The sequence below is a fragment of the Enterobacter sp. SECR19-1250 genome, assembly GCF_013391025.1.
Taxonomy (GTDB): Bacteria; Pseudomonadota; Gammaproteobacteria; order Enterobacterales; family Enterobacteriaceae; genus Enterobacter; species Enterobacter cloacae.
Window position 1 is genome coordinate 25,354 of the sequence record NZ_JACASJ010000034.1, and the last position, 18,551, is coordinate 43,904.

The 18,551-nt window shown below is 61.0% G+C and carries 15 protein-coding genes; 7 read left to right on the plus strand and 8 right to left on the minus strand.

All coding sequences use genetic code 11. The features are described 5' to 3' along the window. The first annotated feature begins 163 nt into the window (after positions 1-163). Positions 164-781, plus strand: a complete 618-nt coding sequence (locus HX884_RS11085) for a response regulator transcription factor (RefSeq protein ID WP_023620669.1) — start codon at positions 164-166, stop codon at positions 779-781. Positions 782-784: 3 nt separating this feature from the next. Here the strand turns inward: HX884_RS11085 and HX884_RS11090 are convergent, their stop codons facing one another. Genes HX884_RS11090 through HX884_RS11110 form a run of 5 tightly spaced genes read right to left on the minus strand, consistent with a single transcriptional unit; the run spans position 785 to position 7,996 of the window. Beyond that, positions 785-6,367, minus strand: coding sequence for an ATP-binding sensor histidine kinase (locus HX884_RS11090; RefSeq protein WP_178328151.1), 5,583 nt, complete (start codon positions 6,365-6,367; stop codon positions 785-787). Positions 6,368-6,376: 9 nt separating this feature from the next. Beyond that, positions 6,377-6,757: a response regulator transcription factor gene (locus HX884_RS11095; protein WP_013095414.1), complete on the minus strand. Its 381-nt coding sequence runs from the start codon at positions 6,755-6,757 to the stop codon at positions 6,377-6,379. 22 nt (positions 6,758-6,779) lie between these two features. After that, positions 6,780-7,040, minus strand: a complete 261-nt coding sequence (locus HX884_RS11100; RefSeq protein ID WP_013095413.1) for a XapX domain-containing protein — start codon at positions 7,038-7,040, stop codon at positions 6,780-6,782. Then, the gene (locus HX884_RS11105; RefSeq protein ID WP_029882206.1) at positions 7,037-7,249 is read right to left on the minus strand and encodes a DUF1427 family protein; all 213 of its coding nucleotides are present in this window, start codon (positions 7,247-7,249) and stop codon (positions 7,037-7,039) included. The genes HX884_RS11100 and HX884_RS11105 overlap by 4 nt, the downstream gene beginning before the upstream one ends. Positions 7,250-7,309: 60 nt before the next feature. Beyond that, positions 7,310-7,996 carry a hydrolase gene (locus HX884_RS11110; RefSeq protein ID WP_013095411.1) on the minus strand — a complete coding sequence of 229 codons (687 nt, stop codon included), beginning with the start codon at positions 7,994-7,996 and terminating at the stop codon, positions 7,310-7,312. A 217-nt stretch (positions 7,997-8,213) separates the two neighbouring features. On the opposite strand from HX884_RS11110, the gene HX884_RS11115 reads away from it, so the two are divergent. From HX884_RS11115 to HX884_RS11130, 4 genes are read left to right on the plus strand one after another with little or no spacing between them, the layout of a single operon-like run. Continuing rightward, entirely contained in the window at positions 8,214-10,085 is a 1,872-nt protein-coding gene (locus tag HX884_RS11115; protein WP_178328152.1) for an amidohydrolase, read from the plus strand. After that, the gene (locus tag HX884_RS11120; RefSeq protein WP_020687449.1) at positions 10,085-10,492 is read left to right on the plus strand and encodes a DoxX family protein; all 408 of its coding nucleotides are present in this window, start codon (positions 10,085-10,087) and stop codon (positions 10,490-10,492) included. The genes HX884_RS11115 and HX884_RS11120 overlap by 1 nt, the downstream gene beginning before the upstream one ends. Then, a complete protein-coding gene (locus tag HX884_RS11125; RefSeq protein WP_178328153.1) occupies positions 10,489-12,108 on the plus strand; it encodes an MFS transporter in 1,620 nt (539 codons plus the stop codon). Before HX884_RS11120 ends, HX884_RS11125 begins: the two co-directional genes overlap by 4 nt. 30 nt (positions 12,109-12,138) lie before the next feature. After that, the gene (locus HX884_RS11130; RefSeq protein WP_014830493.1) at positions 12,139-12,960 is read left to right on the plus strand and encodes an alpha/beta fold hydrolase; all 822 of its coding nucleotides are present in this window, start codon (positions 12,139-12,141) and stop codon (positions 12,958-12,960) included. Here HX884_RS11130 and HX884_RS11135 read toward each other — a convergent pair. Together HX884_RS11135 and HX884_RS11140 are read right to left on the minus strand one after the other, a co-directional pair. Next, the gene (locus HX884_RS11135; RefSeq protein ID WP_058679386.1) at positions 12,923-14,344 is read right to left on the minus strand and encodes an MFS transporter; all 1,422 of its coding nucleotides are present in this window, start codon (positions 14,342-14,344) and stop codon (positions 12,923-12,925) included. The two genes, HX884_RS11130 and HX884_RS11135, sit on opposite strands and share 38 nt — an antisense overlap. Positions 14,345-14,394: 50 nt before the next feature. Then, positions 14,395-15,483 carry a cellulase family glycosylhydrolase gene (locus tag HX884_RS11140; RefSeq protein WP_178328154.1) on the minus strand — a complete coding sequence of 363 codons (1,089 nt, stop codon included), beginning with the start codon at positions 15,481-15,483 and terminating at the stop codon, positions 14,395-14,397. Between the two features lie 185 nt (positions 15,484-15,668). On the opposite strand from HX884_RS11140, the gene HX884_RS11145 reads away from it, so the two are divergent. Beyond that, entirely contained in the window at positions 15,669-16,676 is a 1,008-nt protein-coding gene (locus HX884_RS11145) for a LacI family DNA-binding transcriptional regulator (protein WP_178328155.1), read from the plus strand. On the opposite strand, the gene fosA is transcribed toward HX884_RS11145, so the two are convergent. Next, positions 16,662-17,087, minus strand: coding sequence for a FosA/FosA2 family fosfomycin resistance glutathione transferase (gene fosA / locus HX884_RS11150; protein ID WP_178328156.1), 426 nt, complete (start codon positions 17,085-17,087; stop codon positions 16,662-16,664). The two genes, HX884_RS11145 and fosA, sit on opposite strands and share 15 nt — an antisense overlap. Positions 17,088-17,286: 199 nt before the next feature. On the opposite strand from fosA, the gene trpS reads away from it, so the two are divergent. Further along, positions 17,287-18,288 (plus strand): tryptophan--tRNA ligase, encoded by a 1,002-nt coding sequence (gene trpS / locus HX884_RS11155; protein ID WP_178328157.1) that lies wholly within the window; start codon positions 17,287-17,289, stop codon positions 18,286-18,288. The last annotated feature ends 263 nt before the right edge of the window (positions 18,289-18,551 follow it).

Here is an 18,551-nt window from a genome sequence, read left to right on the forward strand (position 1 = left end):
CTTCACCGCCCCTGCTCCGGCTCGCTATACTTCATATGGTTATCATATTGTTAAATGATAATGATATTTAATGTGTTAAGATGAAAGTCAGCATAAACAGTCTCTTACGTAACCAAAGGGACGGTTTGCATCCTCGACATTTAAATCAGCACCGGGGCGGTGAATGGAACACATTGTGTATGTGGTTGATGACGATGACGCCGTCAGGCAGTCCGTGACCGGGCTACTGGAATCGGCAGACCTGAACGCTATCGGCTTTTCATCGGCAGAAGCGTTTCTTCAGCACCGCTTCGAGGATCTGCCTTCGTGCGTGATCCTCGATATGCAAATGCCCACCATCTCCGGTTTTGAGGTGGCTGATGCCCTCAGGGACAGCGGGCGTGAGATCCCGATTATTTTCCTCACCGGCCACGGCACCATCCCGATGTCGGTTCGCGCCATCAAAGGCGGGGCCTACGAGTTTCTGACCAAACCGGTTGAATCCGCCGCGCTTATCGACGCCATTGAATCCGCACTCCGGCTGGCGGAAAACAACGCCGTGCGTAACAAAGAGCACTACGCCCTGAAGCAGCGCCATATGTCTCTTACCCCGCGCGAACATGAAGTGCTCCAGCTGGCGATAAGCGGCCTGCTGAACAAGCAGATCGCCGCCGAGCTTGGGGTGAGCGAAATCACGGTAAAAGTCCATCGCCGCCGCGTGATGGAGAAGATGCAGGTGCGCTCCGTGGCAGAGCTGGTCAGGGTCGTGGAACGCCTGAGCAAAAGTCTGCCAACGGAATAACCGTTACCCTTCCTGTGCCGCAAGCGGCAGCGCAAAGGCAAAGACGGTGCCGTGCGGCTCCCGGCGGCGCGCGCTCAGTTTCCCGCAGTGCCGCTCAATGATGCTGGCGCTGATGGTCAGCCCCATTCCCATACCCTGCGCTTTGGTGGAATAGAACGAGTCAAAAATCTTCTCCAGCCGCTCAGGCTCTATGCCGCTGCCGGTATCGGCTATCTCCACCAGCACTCTCCCTTCTGCATTGCTGGTGCTGATGGTGATGGTGCAAGAGCGATCTTTCACCTCGGCCATCGCCTCTACCGCGTTCATCACCAGGTTGAGCAGCACCTGCTGGATCTGCACGCTGTCGCCAGTGATAAAGCTATCCTGCGCCTGCAAAAGGTAATCGACGCTAATGTGTCGCTGCTCAAGCTCGCTGCGCGACAGCGCGATGATATGGTGGACCAGGTAGTGCAGATCGATGCGTGAGAAGGTCGGATCCTGCTTGCGCGTCAGGGACTGAATGCTGCGGATGATCTCCCCCGCCCGCGCCCCTTCAGCGGCGATCTCCTCCAGCCCTTCACGCACTTTATCCAGCCGGGCTGGCTCCCGGTTGAGCCAACGCAGGCTCGCCCCGGCGTTGGAGACGATCGACATCAGCGGCTGGTTGATCTCATGGGCAATGGAAGAGGTCAATTGCCCGACGGTGGTTGCCCGGGAAACGCGCGCCAGATCTGCCTGCGCCACCCGCATCGCATCTTCCGCCGCCCGCTGGCTGGTAATGTCGGTGATGATGCCGTAATACTCGTTCACCTCGCTGCCCACGCCCACCGGATCGCCAATCCCGAGAATATAGCGGGTTGAGCCATCGGTACGGTTAATGCGGAACTCCGCCCGCATGGAGAGCCCTTCGCGTACGCTTTGGGTGACGATGGTACTGATCCGGGCGTAATCGTCCTGATGCACAAAGGTCAAAAACTCCGCCATGGAGATCTTCTTTTGCTGTTCAGGCAGGCCGAGGATGCGGGCGTACTCTTCGGAGATAAACATCAGATCCTGCTCCAGCTCCCAGCGCCAGCTGCCGGTGTGGCTGATCTGCTCGCCCAGCATCAGCGAGGTCTGGCTGGAACGCAGCTCTTTCTCCACGCGACGACGCTGGATGTTTTCCGCCAGCAGCTCGGCATACAGGCGCGCCGTCTCCAGCGAGACCGCCGCCTGCGCCCCCAGCAGGCTCACCACGCGGGAGTGCTCGGCGGTAAAGACCTCCGGCATCAGGCGATTTTCCAGGTAGAGCACGCCCACCAGCCGCGCCTGTTTGAACATCGGGACGCACATCACGGCCGCCCCCGAGGTCACGAGATAAGGATCCTGGCTAAAGGGGTGGAACTCTTCCGGCTTGCCGGTGCGGATCTCCTGCCCGGTGCGGATCACCGCCGCCAACACCGACAGCGGCATATCGGTCGCCATCGGGACCTCTTTCAGGATCCGCACCCGCACGCCGTCGGTACTGGTCCACGCGCTGGCCTCGATCTCCGGGATATGGTTGTCGCTCACACGCAGCAGCAGACCGCGCTGCGCCCCGGCTCTTTCAAGCAGCAGCGTCATCAGGTTTTCGATCAACCGCTCAAGGTTAATTTCTTCAGACAGCGCGCGTGACGCCTTGATCACGCTTTGCAGATCGCGAATCACTTCATTCTGCGCGAAAGCCACCGTGTCGTACGCGCTGGCCTGGGCGGAGCTCAGAAGATGCGGGAAATCCTGCTCAAGCTGGCGCACTTTTGCCTGTGCACCGGCGCGGCCCCAGGCGGCGATCGCCCCGCGGAAATGGGCGTCCGATGCGGTCGGATAGCCGCAGGCAAGGGCAAAGCGCCCTGCCAGCTCGTGGGCCAGCGCGTTCAGCGGATTAAAACCGCCCTCCCGCGAGAGGCGCACCGCTTTCTCATACTGCTCAAGCGCAATGCTGTTCATCCCGTCCAGACGCACGATTTCGGCGTAAATCAGCGCCTCTTTGTCGGCAAACGTGCCCGGATTAATCCGCGCCCAGAGGGCGATTTTGTCGTAGTGGGCGTGAATGCTGCGACGGTGATTCGCCGAGAAGGTCTCCGGCGTCAGCTGTCTGGAAAGCGACAGGGCGCTGTAGAGATGGTAATCCAGCAGGTGAATGTGGCCGGGCGCAGACCATGCGAACCAGCCCGCCTGCTCCAGCTCCGCCTGCGCGGCGGCATACTCCCCGCAGGTAAAGTGCGCCATCCCACGGTACAGCCAGTACCAGAACAGCATGGTCGAGGTCTGCTCCGGGGCCTGCTCAGGCGCCGCTGGCAGCATCGCTTCAGGCAGCACCTGCGCGGCGCTCCAGGTGCCGATGACCGGCGTACGCAGAAACTCAACGTAGCCGCGCTGGAGCATCAAAATCGTTTCGATGTCCTGGAAGTGGGTTTTACGGACAAAGGCCAGACCGCGATCGATGCTGGTCAGCACCCCGTCCAGATGATCGCCCCGCGAGAGGAAGTTGATCACCTGATGGCAGGCCGCAAAGCAGGCCACCGTCATATCACCGTGAGTGACGGCGGCGGTAAAGCAGGCTTTGGCGCACTCGATGGTGAACGACAGCGGCTGGGTCCAGACGCTGAGCTGATCGAGCGGCAGCAGGGTTTTGGCTTCAAAGGCATCGTAGCCGTGACGGTTTACCAGCTCGCGGGCCAGCGTGCCGTACTGGAAACCAAGGCGATACTCGGCGTAGCGTTGGCCAATCAATACGCCAAACCAGGCCATCGCCGTGGTGGAGGCGCCGGTGATACCGTGGTCGAGGGTCAGATGCATCATGCGACAGAGCAGCAAAAAGTGCAGGCGCGGACAGATAAAGCTGGCGCAAATGCTGGCGCTATACAGCAGGTTCATCACCGCTTCGGTTTGCGGGTTGTCCATTTGCGAGAGCTGGACAAATTGCTGTTGCGGCGCGTCACCCACGCGGTTGCAGAAGTGTTTCCAGGCTTCGTCGCACTCACTGTCTTCCGGGTAGTGGCTGATCTGGATACCAAAAATCCCCAGCCAGCACAGCGCCGCCTCCAGCGCCAGACGGCTGTCGGACTGGCGAATGTAGACTTCCACCAGCAGGTTAGCCGCCAGCGCTTTTTCAGTCAGCCCGCCGGGGCAGCCGAGGATCGCGTCACACAGCTCGCGGGTTCGCTCCAGGTGGCCGAGCGCAAATTCACAGCCCGCCTCTTCGATGTCGAGCATAAAGTCAGACACCGCCCCGGCATTGCCCAGCGCTCTGGCGGTTTGAATGTAGCTCAGCGCCGAATGATAATCGCCGGTGCGCTTCGCCCGCCGTGCGGCCAGCAGGCTGAGCTCACGGAACATCTGGCGCTGCGGCGCAGGCTGAATGCTGTCCAGCGCGGCCATCACGTGGTGCACGGCGCGGAACAGCAGTTCGTTCCCCGCCGCCTGACGCGCGGCCTCGGCCAGCAGGCTGGCGGTGGTCAGGTGCAGGTGGCTCCTCTCACGCTGATCCAGCAGTGCGAAAGCAGCCTCCTGCACCCTGTCGTGGGTAAAGGCATACGCTTTTTCCGTCAGCACAATCAGCTGCGCCATCACCGCCGGGTGCAGCGCATAACGGATTTCCGCCACCGACATCCCGACCACGCGGCACAGCATCTCCAGCTCGCCCGTGCCGCCAAGACAGGCAATGCTGCCCAGCAGACGACACGTCTCGTCGGGCATCTCTTCGAGCTTTTCCAGCACCAGGGTGACGACGTTTTCAGTGTAATGCCGGGCGCGGATCGCCTGCAGATCGTACTGCCATTTGTCCTGATACTTGTTATGCACCACCAGCCCGTCATCAACAATGCGGCGGAAAAACTCATGCACGAACAGCGGGTTGCCGCCGGTTTTCTCGTGGATAAGCGTGGCGAGGTCGGTTGTTGTGGCGCTGCGCACGCGAAACAGCGTGCCCAGCCAGCGTGCTACCGCCTTCACCGTCAGCGGCTGCGGGATAATCTCGATGGCGTGCTGCGCCGACGCCGGCAGGCTCGCGAGCTGCTGCTGTAACGCGGGATCGGACAACGAGGCGATGTCCCGGTGCGCCACCACCAGCAATAGCGGAATGGCACCGCAGGTCGCCAGCAGGTGCTTCAACGTTTGCAGGCTGGCGGCGTCGCTCCACTGCAGATCGTCAAGCAGCAAGACCAGCGGACAGCCCTGCGAGGCAAAGGTTTTAACCAGCGCCAGCACCATATGGCTGAAGCGGGCCCGGGCATCAATGGAAAATGTATCTGCCGAGAAGCGAGGTTTACTCTCCAGCAGCAACCCCAGCTCGGGCACCAGGCTGACGGCCAGCTCTTCATATCCTTCCAGGGCGCGCGCGAGGCGGATTTTCCACTTCGCCACCTCTTCCGCAGGCAGCCCGAGCAGGTGCAGCGTCAGGGTGCGAAACGCCGAGCTTAATACGCCGTAGGGTAACGTCGGCGAAAACTGATCGACCTTGCCCACCGCCAGCAGCACCCTGCGCTGCTGCAACGTTTTTAACGCCGTGGCGATAATCGAGGATTTACCGATCCCCGACGGCCCGCCGATCGTCACCAGCTCCGGCACAATGTTTTGCCCCACCCGCTCAAACGCGGCGATGACGTCGTTTGCCTGCGGATGCGCCGCAAACAGGGAGTCCGCCAGATGGATCGCCGGCGTCCGGTCCTGCTGGCCGGGCGTAAAGGCGACGATCTCGCCTTCGGAGGTTAACGTCGCCTGACAGCGTCGAAGATCGGCAATCAGCCCGTCGACGGTCTGGTAGCGGTTATCGGGTTGCTTCTCCAGCAGCTTGAGAATGATGGTCGACAGCATGTCGGGCACATCCGGGCGCAACACGGCGGGAGAGAGTGGCTCAGAGGCAATGTGATAATGCGCCCAGTTGGTCTGCTCGCTCTCGCCCAGATCAAACGGCAGGCGTCCGGTCAGGAGCTCATAAAGCACAATGCCGAGGCTGTAGAGATCGCTGCGGCAATCGACGGCCCGCTGTGTGCGGGTGGTGTGCTCCGGGGACATATAGGCGGGCGTACCGCCAGAGACGGCCAGCCGTGTCTGGGAAAAGGCCCCGGAGATACTGCATGACAGGCCAAAGCTGCCCAGACGGCAGGTTGAATCGTGATGAACAAAGATATTGCCGGGCTTGATATCGCCGTGGATCAGGTTCTGCAGATGCATCTGACGCAGCGGCGTGCAGATCTGGATCGCCAGCTCGATAAACCGGGCGATCCCCGAGATCGCCCTGCCCGCGCGTCGCGCCAGCAGCTCAAACGAAAATGGCGCGTACACCAGTGCAAAACGCCCCCGGTACTGGGTGGAGGCCACGGCGCGAATGGCCCAGCTGTCCTGAAGGTGATCGCGCAACGCAAACTCATTTTTGAGCAGCCGGGTGGCCCGCTCTTCCTCTTCGTCGCTGACCGCGGTGGCAATGATAAAGGAGCCGCCAGAATGGGGATGTCGGGCGTTCATCCAGGAGATCCCGCCCTCCTGCGCCAGCACGGTAAAAATGACATCCTCTTTAAGGACAAAAACCCGCCCATCATGGAGATTTCCCTGGGCGGGCCAGAATGCAGGCAGCTCGTTTTCGTTCATCCGCGATCCTTATTGTCGGCGGGCCAGCTCCCGCTGAATATGATCCAGCAGAATATCGATGTTAATAGGCTTACGCAAAAATGCAGCGGCGCCCAAATCAAGAGCGTACCGCTGCATATTTTCATCAGCATGACCGGAGATAAAGAGTACGGGGGGAGGCGGGGCAGCCAACAGCCGCAGCTTTTCAAACAGCTCCAGGCCGTTCATGCCCCGCAGCTTGATATCGGTGATCACCAGCGCCGCGCCGGACAGGGCGAACGGGTGGCTCAGAAACACCTCTGCCGAATCAAACGTGTCGGTCGCATACCCTTCCGACTCCAGGAGGTTACTCAGCCCGCTGCGGACAGAACGTTCGTCATCAATGATGGCAATGCGCCACGGCAGCGTCATGCTGTTATTCCTCAAAAAATCATTAAACGTCGCGGTTTTCCTTCACGGGCGCGGGAGGCGCCGTGCCGCTGATTTTCGGCACACACTCGTGACGAAACCAGGCCAGAGTCAGCGGTTCGCGATTCAGTATGCGACGTCCCACCGGGATCAGCTGTTCGCCCACCAGCATACCAAACAGGCCAAGCAGGGCGACAACCGGCGGTGCCGGAGAGTGGACGTTGAGCAGAGCGTAAATTACCCCAGCCAGCACGCCGCACACCAGCGAAATTATCCAGGCCTTCATGATGACTCTCCTGCCGGATGGTGAACCACTGCCGGAACGCTGGCCACGCTGTCGCGGGCTAACAGATGGCGCGTCGCCTGCTCCCCGGCCAGCATCCCCAGCAGGCCAATCAGCGCCAGCGCGGGCGGCGCGGGGGAGCGTACCTTCAGCGCGGCGTACATCAGGCCGATCAACACGCCTGCCGCAAGGGATATCAACCCTGTACTCATAGAGAACTCCAGAAAGCAGTCAGTGGCAGGCCGGATGAGGGACCAGCCTGCCGCCGGGACTTAGCGGGCCGGGACCGGCGCTAAGGTACGGTGCTCGCTCTTCTGGCGAGACGGCGCTTTGTGCACCATGGTGTAAGCGTAATCCACGCCCATGCCGTACGCGCCGGAGTGCTCGCGCACGATATCCATCACCGCGGTGTAGGTTTCTTTACGCGCCCAGTCGCGCTGCCACTCCAGCATCACCTGCTGCCAGGTCACCGGGATCACGCCCGCCTGGATCATGCGCTGCATGGCAAAGTCGTGGGCTTCTTTGGTGGTACCGCCGGACGCGTCCGCCACCATATAAATTTCGTAGTCGCCTTCCAGCATTGCGCACAGGGCAAAGCTGTTGTTGCACACTTCGGTCCACAGACCGGCAACCACCACCTTCTTCTTGCCGTTGGCTTTCAGCGCGTCGCGCACCTTCTGGTCATCCCAGGAGTTCATGGAGGTACGCTCCAGAATGTCCTGGCCCGGGAACACGTCCAGCAGCTCCGGGTAGGTGTTACCGGAGAAGCTTTCAGTCTCTACGGTGGTGATGATGGTCGGGATGTTGAACACTTTGGCCGCTTTCGCCAGCGCCACGGTGTTGTTTTTCAGCACCTGGCGGTCAATAGACTGCACGCCAAACGCCATCTGTGGCTGATGGTCGATGAAAATAATCTGACAGTTCGCAGGGGTTAATACTTCGAGCTTTGAAGAGGTCATAGCATTTTCCAGTGGTTAAGGGTGAAATCGCCGTGAGTGCCACGCCGATAAAGTCGCCCCCATCCTGCGGCCTTCTGCGCCTGTGCGTAATTATCTCTTCGTATAGTTAACCTTAGGTATAGTTATACTTTGGTATACCTATCCTATTGTATAACTGGATCTTTGCCGAAACCGGTTCCCATAATCCTGACCATTCCCCTCTCAGTCAGGAGCAGTTATGGTTACCCTTGGAAAAGCCGATCTCATTCTGGTTAACGGCCAGTTTCACACCGTCGATCGCGAGAATCCTGTGGCGGAAGCCGTCGCCGTGCGCGACGGAAAATTTCTGGAAGTGGGTACCGTCGCCGAGGTGATGCAACACCACTGCGACGGCACTAAAGTGGTGGATTTAAAAGGCCACACCGCCATCCCCGGCCTGAACGACTCCCACCTGCACCTCATTCGCGGCGGGCTGAACTACAACCTCGAGCTGCGCTGGGAAGGCGTGCCGTCTCTGGCCGATGCCCTGCGGATGCTGAAAGAACAAGCCCTGCGCACGCCATCGCCCCAGTGGGTGCGCGTGGTGGGCGGCTGGAGCGAGTTCCAGTTTGCCGAACGCCGCATGCCAACCCTGGATGAAATTAACGACGCCGCGCCGGATACCCCGGTCTTTATCCTGCACCTCTACGACCGCGCCCTGCTCAACCGCGCCGCGCTGAAGGTGGTTGGCTACACCAAAGACACGCCAAACCCGCCGGGCGGCGAGATCCAGCGCGACGCCAACGGCAACCCGACCGGGATGCTGATCGCCCGTCCGAACGCCATGATCCTCTACGCCACGCTGGCCAAAGGGCCGAAGCTGCCGCTGGAGCAGCAGGTTAACTCCACCCGCCAGTTTATGCGCGAGCTGAACCGTCTGGGGCTGACCAGCGCCATCGACGCGGGCGGCGGCTTCCAGAACTACCCGGAAGATTACGAGGTGATTGCCGAGCTGCACGAGAAGAAGCAGATGACCGTCCGCATCGCCTACAACCTCTTTACCCAGCGTCCGGGCCACAAGCTGGAAGACTTTGAGAAATGGACCGACATGCTCACGCCGGGCCAGGGCAGCGACTTCTTCCGCCATAACGGCGCGGGCGAGATGCTGGTCTTCTCCGCCGCCGATTTTGAAGATTTCCTCGAACCGCGTCCTGACCTCGCGCCGGGTATGGAGGATGAGCTGGAGCGCGTGGTGCGCCATCTGGTAGAGCACCGCTGGCCGTTCCGCCTGCACGCCACCTACAACGAGTCCATCAGCCGCATGCTGGACGTGTTCGAAAAAGTTAACCGCGATATTCCGTTTAACGGCCTGCACTGGTTCTTCGACCATGCAGAGACCGTCACCCAGGCCAACATCGACCGCATCAAAGCGCTCGGCGGCGGCATTGCCGTGCAGCACCGCATGGCCTTCCAGGGCGAATACTTTGCCGAGCGCTACGGCATTGAAGCCACCCGCCATACGCCACCGGTGGCAAAAATGCTGGAGACCGGCGTACCGGTGGGCTTAGGCACCGATGCCACCCGCGTGGCGAGCTACAACCCGTGGACCGCCCTCTACTGGCTGGTCTCCGGCCGCACCGTCGGCGGGATGCAGATGTACGATCACAGCGCCCGTCTGGATCGCGACACCGCCCTGATGCTCTGGACCCAGGGCAGCGCGTGGTTCTCCAGCGAACAAAACCAGAAGGGGCAGATCAAAGTCGGCCAGCTCGCCGACCTGGCGGTGCTGAGCAAAGACTACTTCCGCGTGCCGGAAGAGGAGATCAAGGGCATCGAATCCGTCCTGACGGTGGTCAACGGCGATATCGTCTACGCCGCAGGCAGCTTTGGCCCGCTGGCCCCGCCTGCCATTCCGGTCCTGCCCGAGTGGTCCCCGGTGGTGAAGGTGCCGGGCCACTACCGCAGCGCGCCGCCGCAGGCCACACGCGTGGGTATGAACGCCGTCCACCACTGCAGCGGCCCGTGCGGGGTGCACAGCCACCAGCATGATTTTGCGCGCACGTCAGAGATACCGGTGTCGGACGATAACGCATTCTGGGGGGCGCTGGGCTGCAGCTGCTTTGCATTCTGATGAAAAACACCTTTGCTCCGCCCCGGGTCGACCTGGGGCTGTTTTTCCTGCGCCTGACAGGCAGCCTGCTGTTGCTGTACGTGCACGGCCTGCCGAAGGTGCTGCACTTCAGCGAAGAGCTGACGCGCATTGAAGATCCGTTCGGCTTCGGGCCCTGGGCGAGCCTGATCCCGGCGATTGTCGCCGAGGTGATCTGCCCGCTGTTTATCATTGCGGGCGTCTACACCCGCCTGGCGTGCCTGCCGATTATTGCCGTGCTGCTGGTGGCGATGCTGGCGGTTCACCCCAACTGGTCGATTGCCGAAGGGCAGTTTGGCTGGCTGCTGCTGATTATCTTCACCACCCTTGCCCTGACCGGGCCGGGCCAGTGGCGGCTGCAGCGTAAGGTAACGGAGAAATTTGCATGACCCAGGTTAACGACGTTCGTGACGCCCACGTCGAAACGACGCCCGCACCGACGGTTTCGCCCTGGCAGCCGCTGAGCCAGCCGGTATTCCGCATACTGTGGATCGCCACGGTGGTCTCTAACGTCGGCTCATGGATGAGCGACGTCGGTATTAACTGGAGCATGCTGAGCCTGAGCGCCGATCCGCTGGATATCGCGCTGGTACAGGCGGCCAGCAGCCTGCCGATGTTCCTCTTCGCCCTGCCCTCAGGGGTGATGGCGGACATCGTCGACCGACGTAAATACCTACTTTTCTCCCAGCTGTGGGTGTTCATCGCCGCCGCCGGGCTGGCGGTGCTCTCCTTCACCGGCCACGTCACGCCTGCGGTTCTGCTGGTGACGACGTTTCTGCTGAGCGTGGGGGCGGCGATGAGCTCGCCGCCGTTCCAGGCGGTGGTGCCCGACCTGGTGAGCAAGCCGGAGCTGGGTGCCGCCGTGGCGCTCAACTCACTCGGAGTGAACATCAGCCGGGCAATCGGCCCTGCGCTGGGCGGTTTTCTGCTGTCGCTGGCCGGGCCGTGGATGGTGTTTGCCCTGAATGCGCTCTCCGTGGTCGGCGTGGCGTGGGTGCTGTGGCGCTGGCGTCCCGCACCGACAGTGCAGCGTCTGCCGCCGGAGCACTTCTTCTCGGCGGTGCGCTCTGGCATCCGTTACGTGCACGCCGCGCCGGTGCTGCGCAACGTGCTGGTGCGCACGGTGGCCTTCTTCGTTTTTGGCAGCGCGGGCTGGGCCCTGCTGCCGCTGGTGGCGCGCCGCGAGCTGGGTTTAGGCCCGGCGGGCTACGGCGTGATGCTGGCGTGCATTGGCCTGGGGGCGATCGCCGGGGCCATCCTGCTCCCGCGACTGCGCCAGCGGCTGAACGCCGACCGCCTGATGGTGGCCGCCAGCCTGACGTTTGCCCTCACCATGCTGGCGCTGGCGTTCGTGCGCCACTTCTGGCTGCTGAACCTGTTTGAGTTCTTCACCGGCTTCGCGTGGATTGCGGTGCTCTCTACCCTCAATCTCGGCGCGCAGCGCAGTGCGGCACGCTGGGTGAAAGCCCGCGCGCTGGCGGTTTATCTGACGGTGTTCTTCGGCTCGATGACCGCCGGCAGCGCCCTCTGGGGACAGATCGCTTCGCAGTTTGGCACCCCGACTTCGCTGGTGGTCGCCACGCTGGGAATGGTGCTGGCGAGCGCGACGGTGTTCCGCTGGAAGCTGGAGAAAGATCCGGACCTGAACCTCGACCTCAGCGGCCAGCCGCTGGACGGCGTAGAAATTGACCTGCCGAACGAGCGCGGCCCGGTGCTGGTGTCGCACGAATACATCATCGACCCGCACAACGCGAAAGCGTTTTTGCAGGCAGTGCACGAGCTGCGCCGGGTGCGCCGCCGCGCCGGGGCGATGAGCTGGGCGGTATACGAGGATATCGAGCGCCCCGGACTGTTTATCGAGACCTTCCTGATGGGCTCCTGGATTGAGCATCTGCGCCAGCAGGAGCGCCACACCATGAATGACCTCCTGCTGCAGAGCCGCGTTCTGGCTTTTCATCAGGGCACAACATCACCGGCTATTCGCTACCTGGTCGCGCCGGTATAACCATAACCATCACCTGTACAGGAACACACTATGGCAACGTTTAAGGCAAAAGACGGCACGCAGATTTACTACAAAGATTGCGGCGCGGGTAAACCGGTTCTCTTCAGCCACGGCTGGCCGCTGGACGGCGACATGTGGGACAGCCAGCTGAACTACCTGGCCGAGCGCGGATTCCGCGCCATCGCCTTTGACCGTCGCGGCTTTGGCCGCTCGGATCAGCCGTGGAACGGCTACGACTACGACACCTTTGCGTCCGATATCAACGACCTGATTACCACCCTGGACCTGCAGGACGTGACGCTGGTGGGCTTCTCCATGGGCGGCGGCGATGTGACCCGCTACATCAATAACTACGGCAGCGCACGCGTGGCCGGTCTGGCGCTGCTGGGCGCGGTCACGCCGATCTTCGGTAAATCAGATACCTTCCCGCAGGGTGTGGATCAGAGCGTGTTCGACGGTATTCGCGACGGCCTGCGTAAAGATCGCGCCCAGTTCATCAGCGACTTCGCCACCCCGTTCTACGGCATCAATGCCGGGCAGACCGTCTCTGCCGGTGCCCTGACCCAGACGCTGAACATCGCCCTGCTGGCGTCACTGAAGGGCACCATCGACTGCGTGACCGCGTTCGGCGAAACCGACTTCCGCCCGGATATGGCGAAAATCGACGTGCCGACGCTGGTGATCCACGGCAGCAACGACCAGATCGTGCCGTTTGAAAGCACCGGCAAGCTGGCGGCAGAGATGATCAAAAACGCCACGCTGAAGGTGTACGACAACGCGCCGCACGGCTTCGCGCTGACCCACCAGGACCAGCTCAACGAAGATCTGCTGGCGTTTGTGAAGTCGCTGTAATTTTCTGTAGGCCGGGTAAGGCGCAGCCGCCACCCGGCGCTTTCGCAGACGCGTTCCGCTCCGCCAGCAGCCGACAAATCTCCGCATGCTTCTCCTCGGTAAAGGTAAAGCGCGACATAAAGCCCATGCGGATCAACGAGCCAATCGCCGGTAACAAACAAATCCCGAAGAACAGCCCCGACAGCACGCCTTCGCTCTGAAGTTGCGCCTGCGGCACGTAGCCGATCATCGTCAGAAACACGCCGATTAACCCACCGCCCACCGCCACCGACATCTTGCCGGTAAAGGTCTGCCCGGAGAAGGTGATCGCCGCGCAGCGCTTGTGGGTGTGGTACTCCGCGTACTCAATGGTGTCGGCAATCATCGACGAGGTGAGGATGTTGGTCATCATCACGAACAGCGTGCTCAGGCCGAGCAGAATGAACAGCATCGTCACTTGCTGATAGCCGATGAACCACATCACCACGCGTACCGCCACGTCCAGCCCGCAGAGGATCATAAACAGCTTCCGCTTCTGCATCCGGCGCGTCAGCATCGGGGCGACCAGGCACAACACCGCCGCCACAATCCCCATCACGCCAATCGCCATCTGCAGGCTGCCGTCGCCCAGATTATTGATAAAGAAGTAGATATACAGCCCGCCCGCCACGTTGTGGAACACGCAGAAAAAGAACGACAGCAGGACAATAAACAGCGGCTTGTTCTGACGCAGGTTGTGGAAGGTGTCGCGGATGGTCACCTTTTCCGGGCTCGGCGGCACGCGCTCTTTGATCTGCATAAAGCCGTTAAGCATCAGCGGCAGGCCCACCAGCATCATCACCAGCGCCGCCATAAAGTAGCCTTTGTCATTGCTGTACTGGGCGAAGAACGCCGCCAGCTTCGGGAAGAAGATGTTGGCGCAGGCAATCCCCGCGTTCACCCCGAGCATCGCCGCCGTCACCGCTCGGGTGCGCTGGGCGGAGTCGTTGGTCATCACCGACGACATCGACCAGAACGGGATATCGGAGATGGCATACAGCGTCCCCCACAGGATATACGTCACCCCGGCGTAGAGGATTTTGGTGGTCATGTCTGCTTCGATTTTATAGAACGACAGCAGCGTGACGCCGGTGATCAGCAGCGGCGCAATCAGCAAAAAGTGGCGAAACTTGCCGAACCGGCTGTTAATGGTATCCATGATGCTGGCAAACAGCGGATCGTGAACCGCGTCCCACGCGCGGGCAATCAGGAAGATGGTACTGGCCGCCAGCGCCGAGATCCCCAGCACGTCGGTGTAAAAATAGTTAATAAACGAACCTACTAAACCAAAGCTAAAACACTGACCTAAACCATAGCCAAAATAAGACCACAACTCGCGAGACGGTATTTTCATTGTCATTGCCATTGTTATATGCCTGCCTGGTTGCCCGGCGGTCGGCCGCCGGGTCAATATTATTAGCCCTGGACTTTCGGGGCGATCTTGCGCAACTGCTGCATTAATGCGATTTCACGGCGTGAGAACGGAATGCCGTTCTCCTCAAACACGTCGTGGAACCAGAGGCGGCAGTAGTCCGTGGACTCCTTCATCACCACCGGCCACGGCAGCCACGTCTGGGTTTTGCCGCGCACCAGCCCCCACTGATACGGCGCGACCTTCGCCGCGTACATCAGCGGGAGCTGCTCCTCGATGGTGCTGCCCACGTGGCGCGCCAGCCATTCGGTGCAGAACAGCGGTCGACCAAGCTTTTGCAGTTGCTGAATAATCGCCGTCATGCGGCCAGTGTGGGTGTAGGCGTGGAAGCTCACCACGTCCGAGAGCGCCAGTGCGGTCTGGTCCAGCGGATGCTGGAAGAACGTCTCGCCCTCCTCTTCCGGCGGCAGACGCCACGCGCAGACGGTGAGCGGCTGGGTTGGGTCTTCTTCACGCACCCACTTGAACGCCAGCTTCATCAACTCGTGCGCGCAGGTCTCCAGCTTCGCGTCGTACTGCACCTCCTGCGTGCCGGTCGCGAAAATGCCGCGGTTGCCCGGCTCGTTATAGAGATCCCACAGCAGCACGCGCTTATCGTCGCGGAACTGGCGGACAACGTCGCGGATATAGCGCTCAATCTGCGGCCAGCAGTCGGGATCGCACACCTTGTCGCGCCCCGGACTCGCCGCCGCCTGACTGTTGTGCTTGCCCGGTACCGGCGGCTTTTGCGGGCCGAGGTACGGCTCGTCGCCGGAGAAACCGCAGTCGTCCATCAGGGTCAGCATGGTGCTGAAGCCGCGACCGTCAGCAATCGTCAAAAAGCGGTCGATGCGCGCCATCAGCCCGTCGCGGTCGTGCTCCCAGACGATAAACGGCAGGTTGATGCGCAGGGTGTTGTAGCCCGCCTCCGCCGCCCAGCCCAGCTCGCGCTCGATGGTGGCGGCATCGAAGGTCTCTTCCTGCCAGATATCGGTCCAGTTCACCGCCGTCGACGGCAGGTAATTAAACCCGCACAGCCAGCCTTTTTGCTGATACCACGCCTGTGCCTGCTCCCTGCTCCACTGCTCTTTCATTACGCATCCTCTTACTGATAATATTTAGCTAATAAATATTAGTTGCAGGATAAATGCGCAAATCACGGCGTTTAGAAAAGCGACGGTACTCACAAAGTTCACGCTTCGATGAATGAGAAACGTGATCGACGGCGCTAAAGCGTGCGGTTAGGGTATGATGCGAAATCGCGAAAGGGAGAGGACGGATGAAGCGAAAAACGAAAGTGACGATGAACGATATTGCGCGGGCGGCAGGGGTGTCGCAGGCGACGGTATCGCTGGTGCTTAACCAGTCCCGCAACATCAAGCTCAGCGACGACACCCGCCAGCGGGTGATTAACGTGGCCACTGAGCTCGGCTACGACCGCCTCCCCGCCGTTCACGCCCCGCGCAACCAGGAAGAGATCGCCCTGCTGGTGAGCTCCATGCAGAGCTTCGACCCGTTTATCGACGCCATCAGCCAGGCACGGGAAGCCGCGTGGCGCAACGAGACCCTGCTCACCGTCTACGACTACGGCGACGACATCGAGCTGGCGCTGAACATCATCCGCCAGTTGGAGAAGCGCAACTGCATCGGGATTATTCTCGCCTCCCCGGTCACCACGCTGGTGGACATGACGGCGTTCCAGGACTGCACCCGCATCCCGCTGGTGCTGCTTAACCAGCGCGACCCCGGCTCGCCGCTGCTGCCGTCGTTTATCCCGGACGACTACGCCAACGCCTTCCAGGTGACGAAACACCTTATCGCCTGCGGGGCTACCCGCATCGCCCACATCACCGGCGAGAGCTGGATGGAGGCCTCCCGCCAGCGTCTGGCAGGCTACCAGGCGGCGCTGCAGCAGGCCGGACTCGCGTGCGACGACAGCCTGGTGCGCCAGACCAACTGGCAGTTCAGCGAATCCTTTACCGCGACAGCTTCCCTGCTGGAACTGGCCGAGCGCCCGGACGCCATCTTCTGCGCCAGCGACTGGCTGGCGATTGGCTGCTATCAGGCTCTGGCGGTGAACGGCGTGCGCATCCCGCAGGACATGCTGCTGGCGGGCTACGACGACCAGAAGATCTCCGAGCAGCTCACACCGCCGCTGACCAGTATCCAGCTGCCCTACAGCGAGCTGGGACGGCTGGCGGTGGAGTACCTGTGCAATCAGGAAGATGCCGCCACGCACGTGACGCTGGCGGGCAGGCTGAAGGCGCGCGCCTCAAGCCTCGTCTGAGGTAAACACCATGCCCGCATAGGGCTTCTCGCGACACGCCGCCAGCCGCGCGGCGAGGCTGCCCACATGCAGCTCCAGCTTGTGCCCGTCCGGGTCGAGAAAATAGAACGACGCCCCCTCGCTTTTGTTCTGCCTCCAGACGGTGACGCCCGCCTGCTCGAGCCTTTGCGAGAACGGTTCAAAATCTTCTTCCGCCACGGTAAACGCGTAGTGGGTGTAGTCGCTCTCCTGCGGCGGCACATACTGGCGCGCCTCGTCGTACGACAGGCAGACCCACAGATCGCCGCAGGTGAGATAGGCCCCGGTATTCCAGCGGGCATGCAGCGCTAGCCCCAGCAGCTCGTGCCAGAAGGTGACGCTTTTTTGCAGGTCGCTGACCGCGAGGGTCAGGTGGTTGAGTGATTGCAGCATGACGTGCCCTTTTGTTTTTTGCGCCGGACGTGATACGGTAAAAGCATGAACATAAACCACGCCGTGCTCACCGTAAACCGCTGGTGGCTGCCTTCTTAAAGGCGGCACGGAGTAGTTTTCCCCATTTTCTGATAGCCGCCGAAAGGCGGCTTTCTCACATCTCAGACCCCTTTCGGCAATTGCACATTAAGGAGTCTTTATGAACCCGCAAACCATCCTCACCGGCGATCGCCCAACCGGCCCGCTGCACCTTGGCCACTTCGTCGGATCGCTGCGCCAGCGCGTGGCGTTGCAGCAGACGCACAACCAGTTTGTGCTGATTGCCGACCTGCAGGGGCTGACCGACAACGGCAGCAACCCGCAGAAGATCCGCGACAACATCCCCGAAGTGCTGGCCGACTATCTCGCCGCCGGCATCGACCCGAACCTGACTACCATCTGCCTGCAGTCCGCCCTGCCCGCCCTCGCCGAGCTGACGATGCTGTACATGAACATCGTCACCGTCGCCCGTGTGGAGCGTAACCCGACGGTGAAAAACGAGATTGTGCAGAAGGGCTTCGCCCGCTCGCTGCCGGTCGGGTTTATGGCCTACCCCATCAGCCAGGCGGCGGACATCACCGCGTTTAAGGCCGAGTGCGTGCCCGTCGGCGACGACCAGCTGCCGATGATTGAGCAGACCAACGAGATTGTGCACAAGATGAACAGCCTGCTGCCCGCTCCGGTGCTGCGCCACTGTAAGGCGATGCTGAGCGACACCAGCCGCCTGCCCGGCATCGACGGCAGCGCCAAAATGTCGAAATCGCTGGGCAACACGCTGCACCTTTCGGCCAGCGAAGAGACCATTCACCGTGCGGTCAGCGCCATGTACACCGACCCGAACCACCTGAAGGTGAGCGACCCGGGGCAGATTGAGGGGAACGTGGTGTTTACGTACCTCGACGCGTTTCATCCGGACAAAGCCAAAGTGGCGGCGATGAAGACGCACTATCAGGCAGGCGGGTTGGGCGACCGGGTTTGTAAGAACGAGCTGGAGGGGTGTTTGCAGGAGCTGATTGCGCCGATGCGGGAGCGCAGGGCGATGTATATGCAGTATAAGGGCGAGCTGATGGCGATGCTGAAGCGCGGGACCGAACGGGCGCAGGGGGTGACGCAAGAGACGTTGAGGGAGGTGAAGGTTGGGCTGGGGGTGCCGGTGTTTTAAAATAACGTCATGCAGCGTATGTATTCAAATATTACATGCGCTGCATAATATTATTTATCGGCAATTCAGCGAATATTACATTTATTATTAACAGGAACCATTACTATCCCTTCTTTAAAAGATGACCAATATCAATCTGGATATTTATTTAGGAATTTAGCCCGACTTATTAACCACTTTATGTATATTCACCTTACAGTCTAAAACCTAGGGAAGGTGCGAATAAGCAGGTCATTTCTTCCCAAGCTGACTCGCTGATTAAA

Coding starts and splice junctions, on each gene's coding strand:
- HX884_RS11145 (WP_178328155.1), top strand. CDS start 15,669: ATGAAGCGAAAAACGAAAGTGACGATGAACGATATTGCGCGGGCGGCA.
- HX884_RS11130 (WP_014830493.1), top strand. CDS start 12,139: ATGGCAACGTTTAAGGCAAAAGACGGCACGCAGATTTACTACAAAGAT.
- HX884_RS11110 (WP_013095411.1), bottom strand. CDS start 7,996: ATGACCTCTTCAAAGCTCGAAGTATTAACCCCTGCGAACTGTCAGATT.
- HX884_RS11095 (WP_013095414.1), bottom strand. CDS start 6,757: ATGACGCTGCCGTGGCGCATTGCCATCATTGATGACGAACGTTCTGTC.
- fosA (WP_178328156.1), bottom strand. CDS start 17,087: ATGCTGCAATCACTCAACCACCTGACCCTCGCGGTCAGCGACCTGCAA.
- HX884_RS11105 (WP_029882206.1), bottom strand. CDS start 7,249: ATGAGTACAGGGTTGATATCCCTTGCGGCAGGCGTGTTGATCGGCCTG.
- HX884_RS11120 (WP_020687449.1), top strand. CDS start 10,085: ATGAAAAACACCTTTGCTCCGCCCCGGGTCGACCTGGGGCTGTTTTTC.
- HX884_RS11125 (WP_178328153.1), top strand. CDS start 10,489: ATGACCCAGGTTAACGACGTTCGTGACGCCCACGTCGAAACGACGCCC.
- HX884_RS11090 (WP_178328151.1), bottom strand. CDS start 6,367: ATGAACGAAAACGAGCTGCCTGCATTCTGGCCCGCCCAGGGAAATCTC.
- HX884_RS11100 (WP_013095413.1), bottom strand. CDS start 7,040: ATGAAGGCCTGGATAATTTCGCTGGTGTGCGGCGTGCTGGCTGGGGTA.
- HX884_RS11115 (WP_178328152.1), top strand. CDS start 8,214: ATGGTTACCCTTGGAAAAGCCGATCTCATTCTGGTTAACGGCCAGTTT.
- trpS (WP_178328157.1), top strand. CDS start 17,287: ATGAACCCGCAAACCATCCTCACCGGCGATCGCCCAACCGGCCCGCTG.
- HX884_RS11085 (WP_023620669.1), top strand. CDS start 164: ATGGAACACATTGTGTATGTGGTTGATGACGATGACGCCGTCAGGCAG.
- HX884_RS11140 (WP_178328154.1), bottom strand. CDS start 15,483: ATGAAAGAGCAGTGGAGCAGGGAGCAGGCACAGGCGTGGTATCAGCAA.
- HX884_RS11135 (WP_058679386.1), bottom strand. CDS start 14,344: ATGGCAATGACAATGAAAATACCGTCTCGCGAGTTGTGGTCTTATTTT.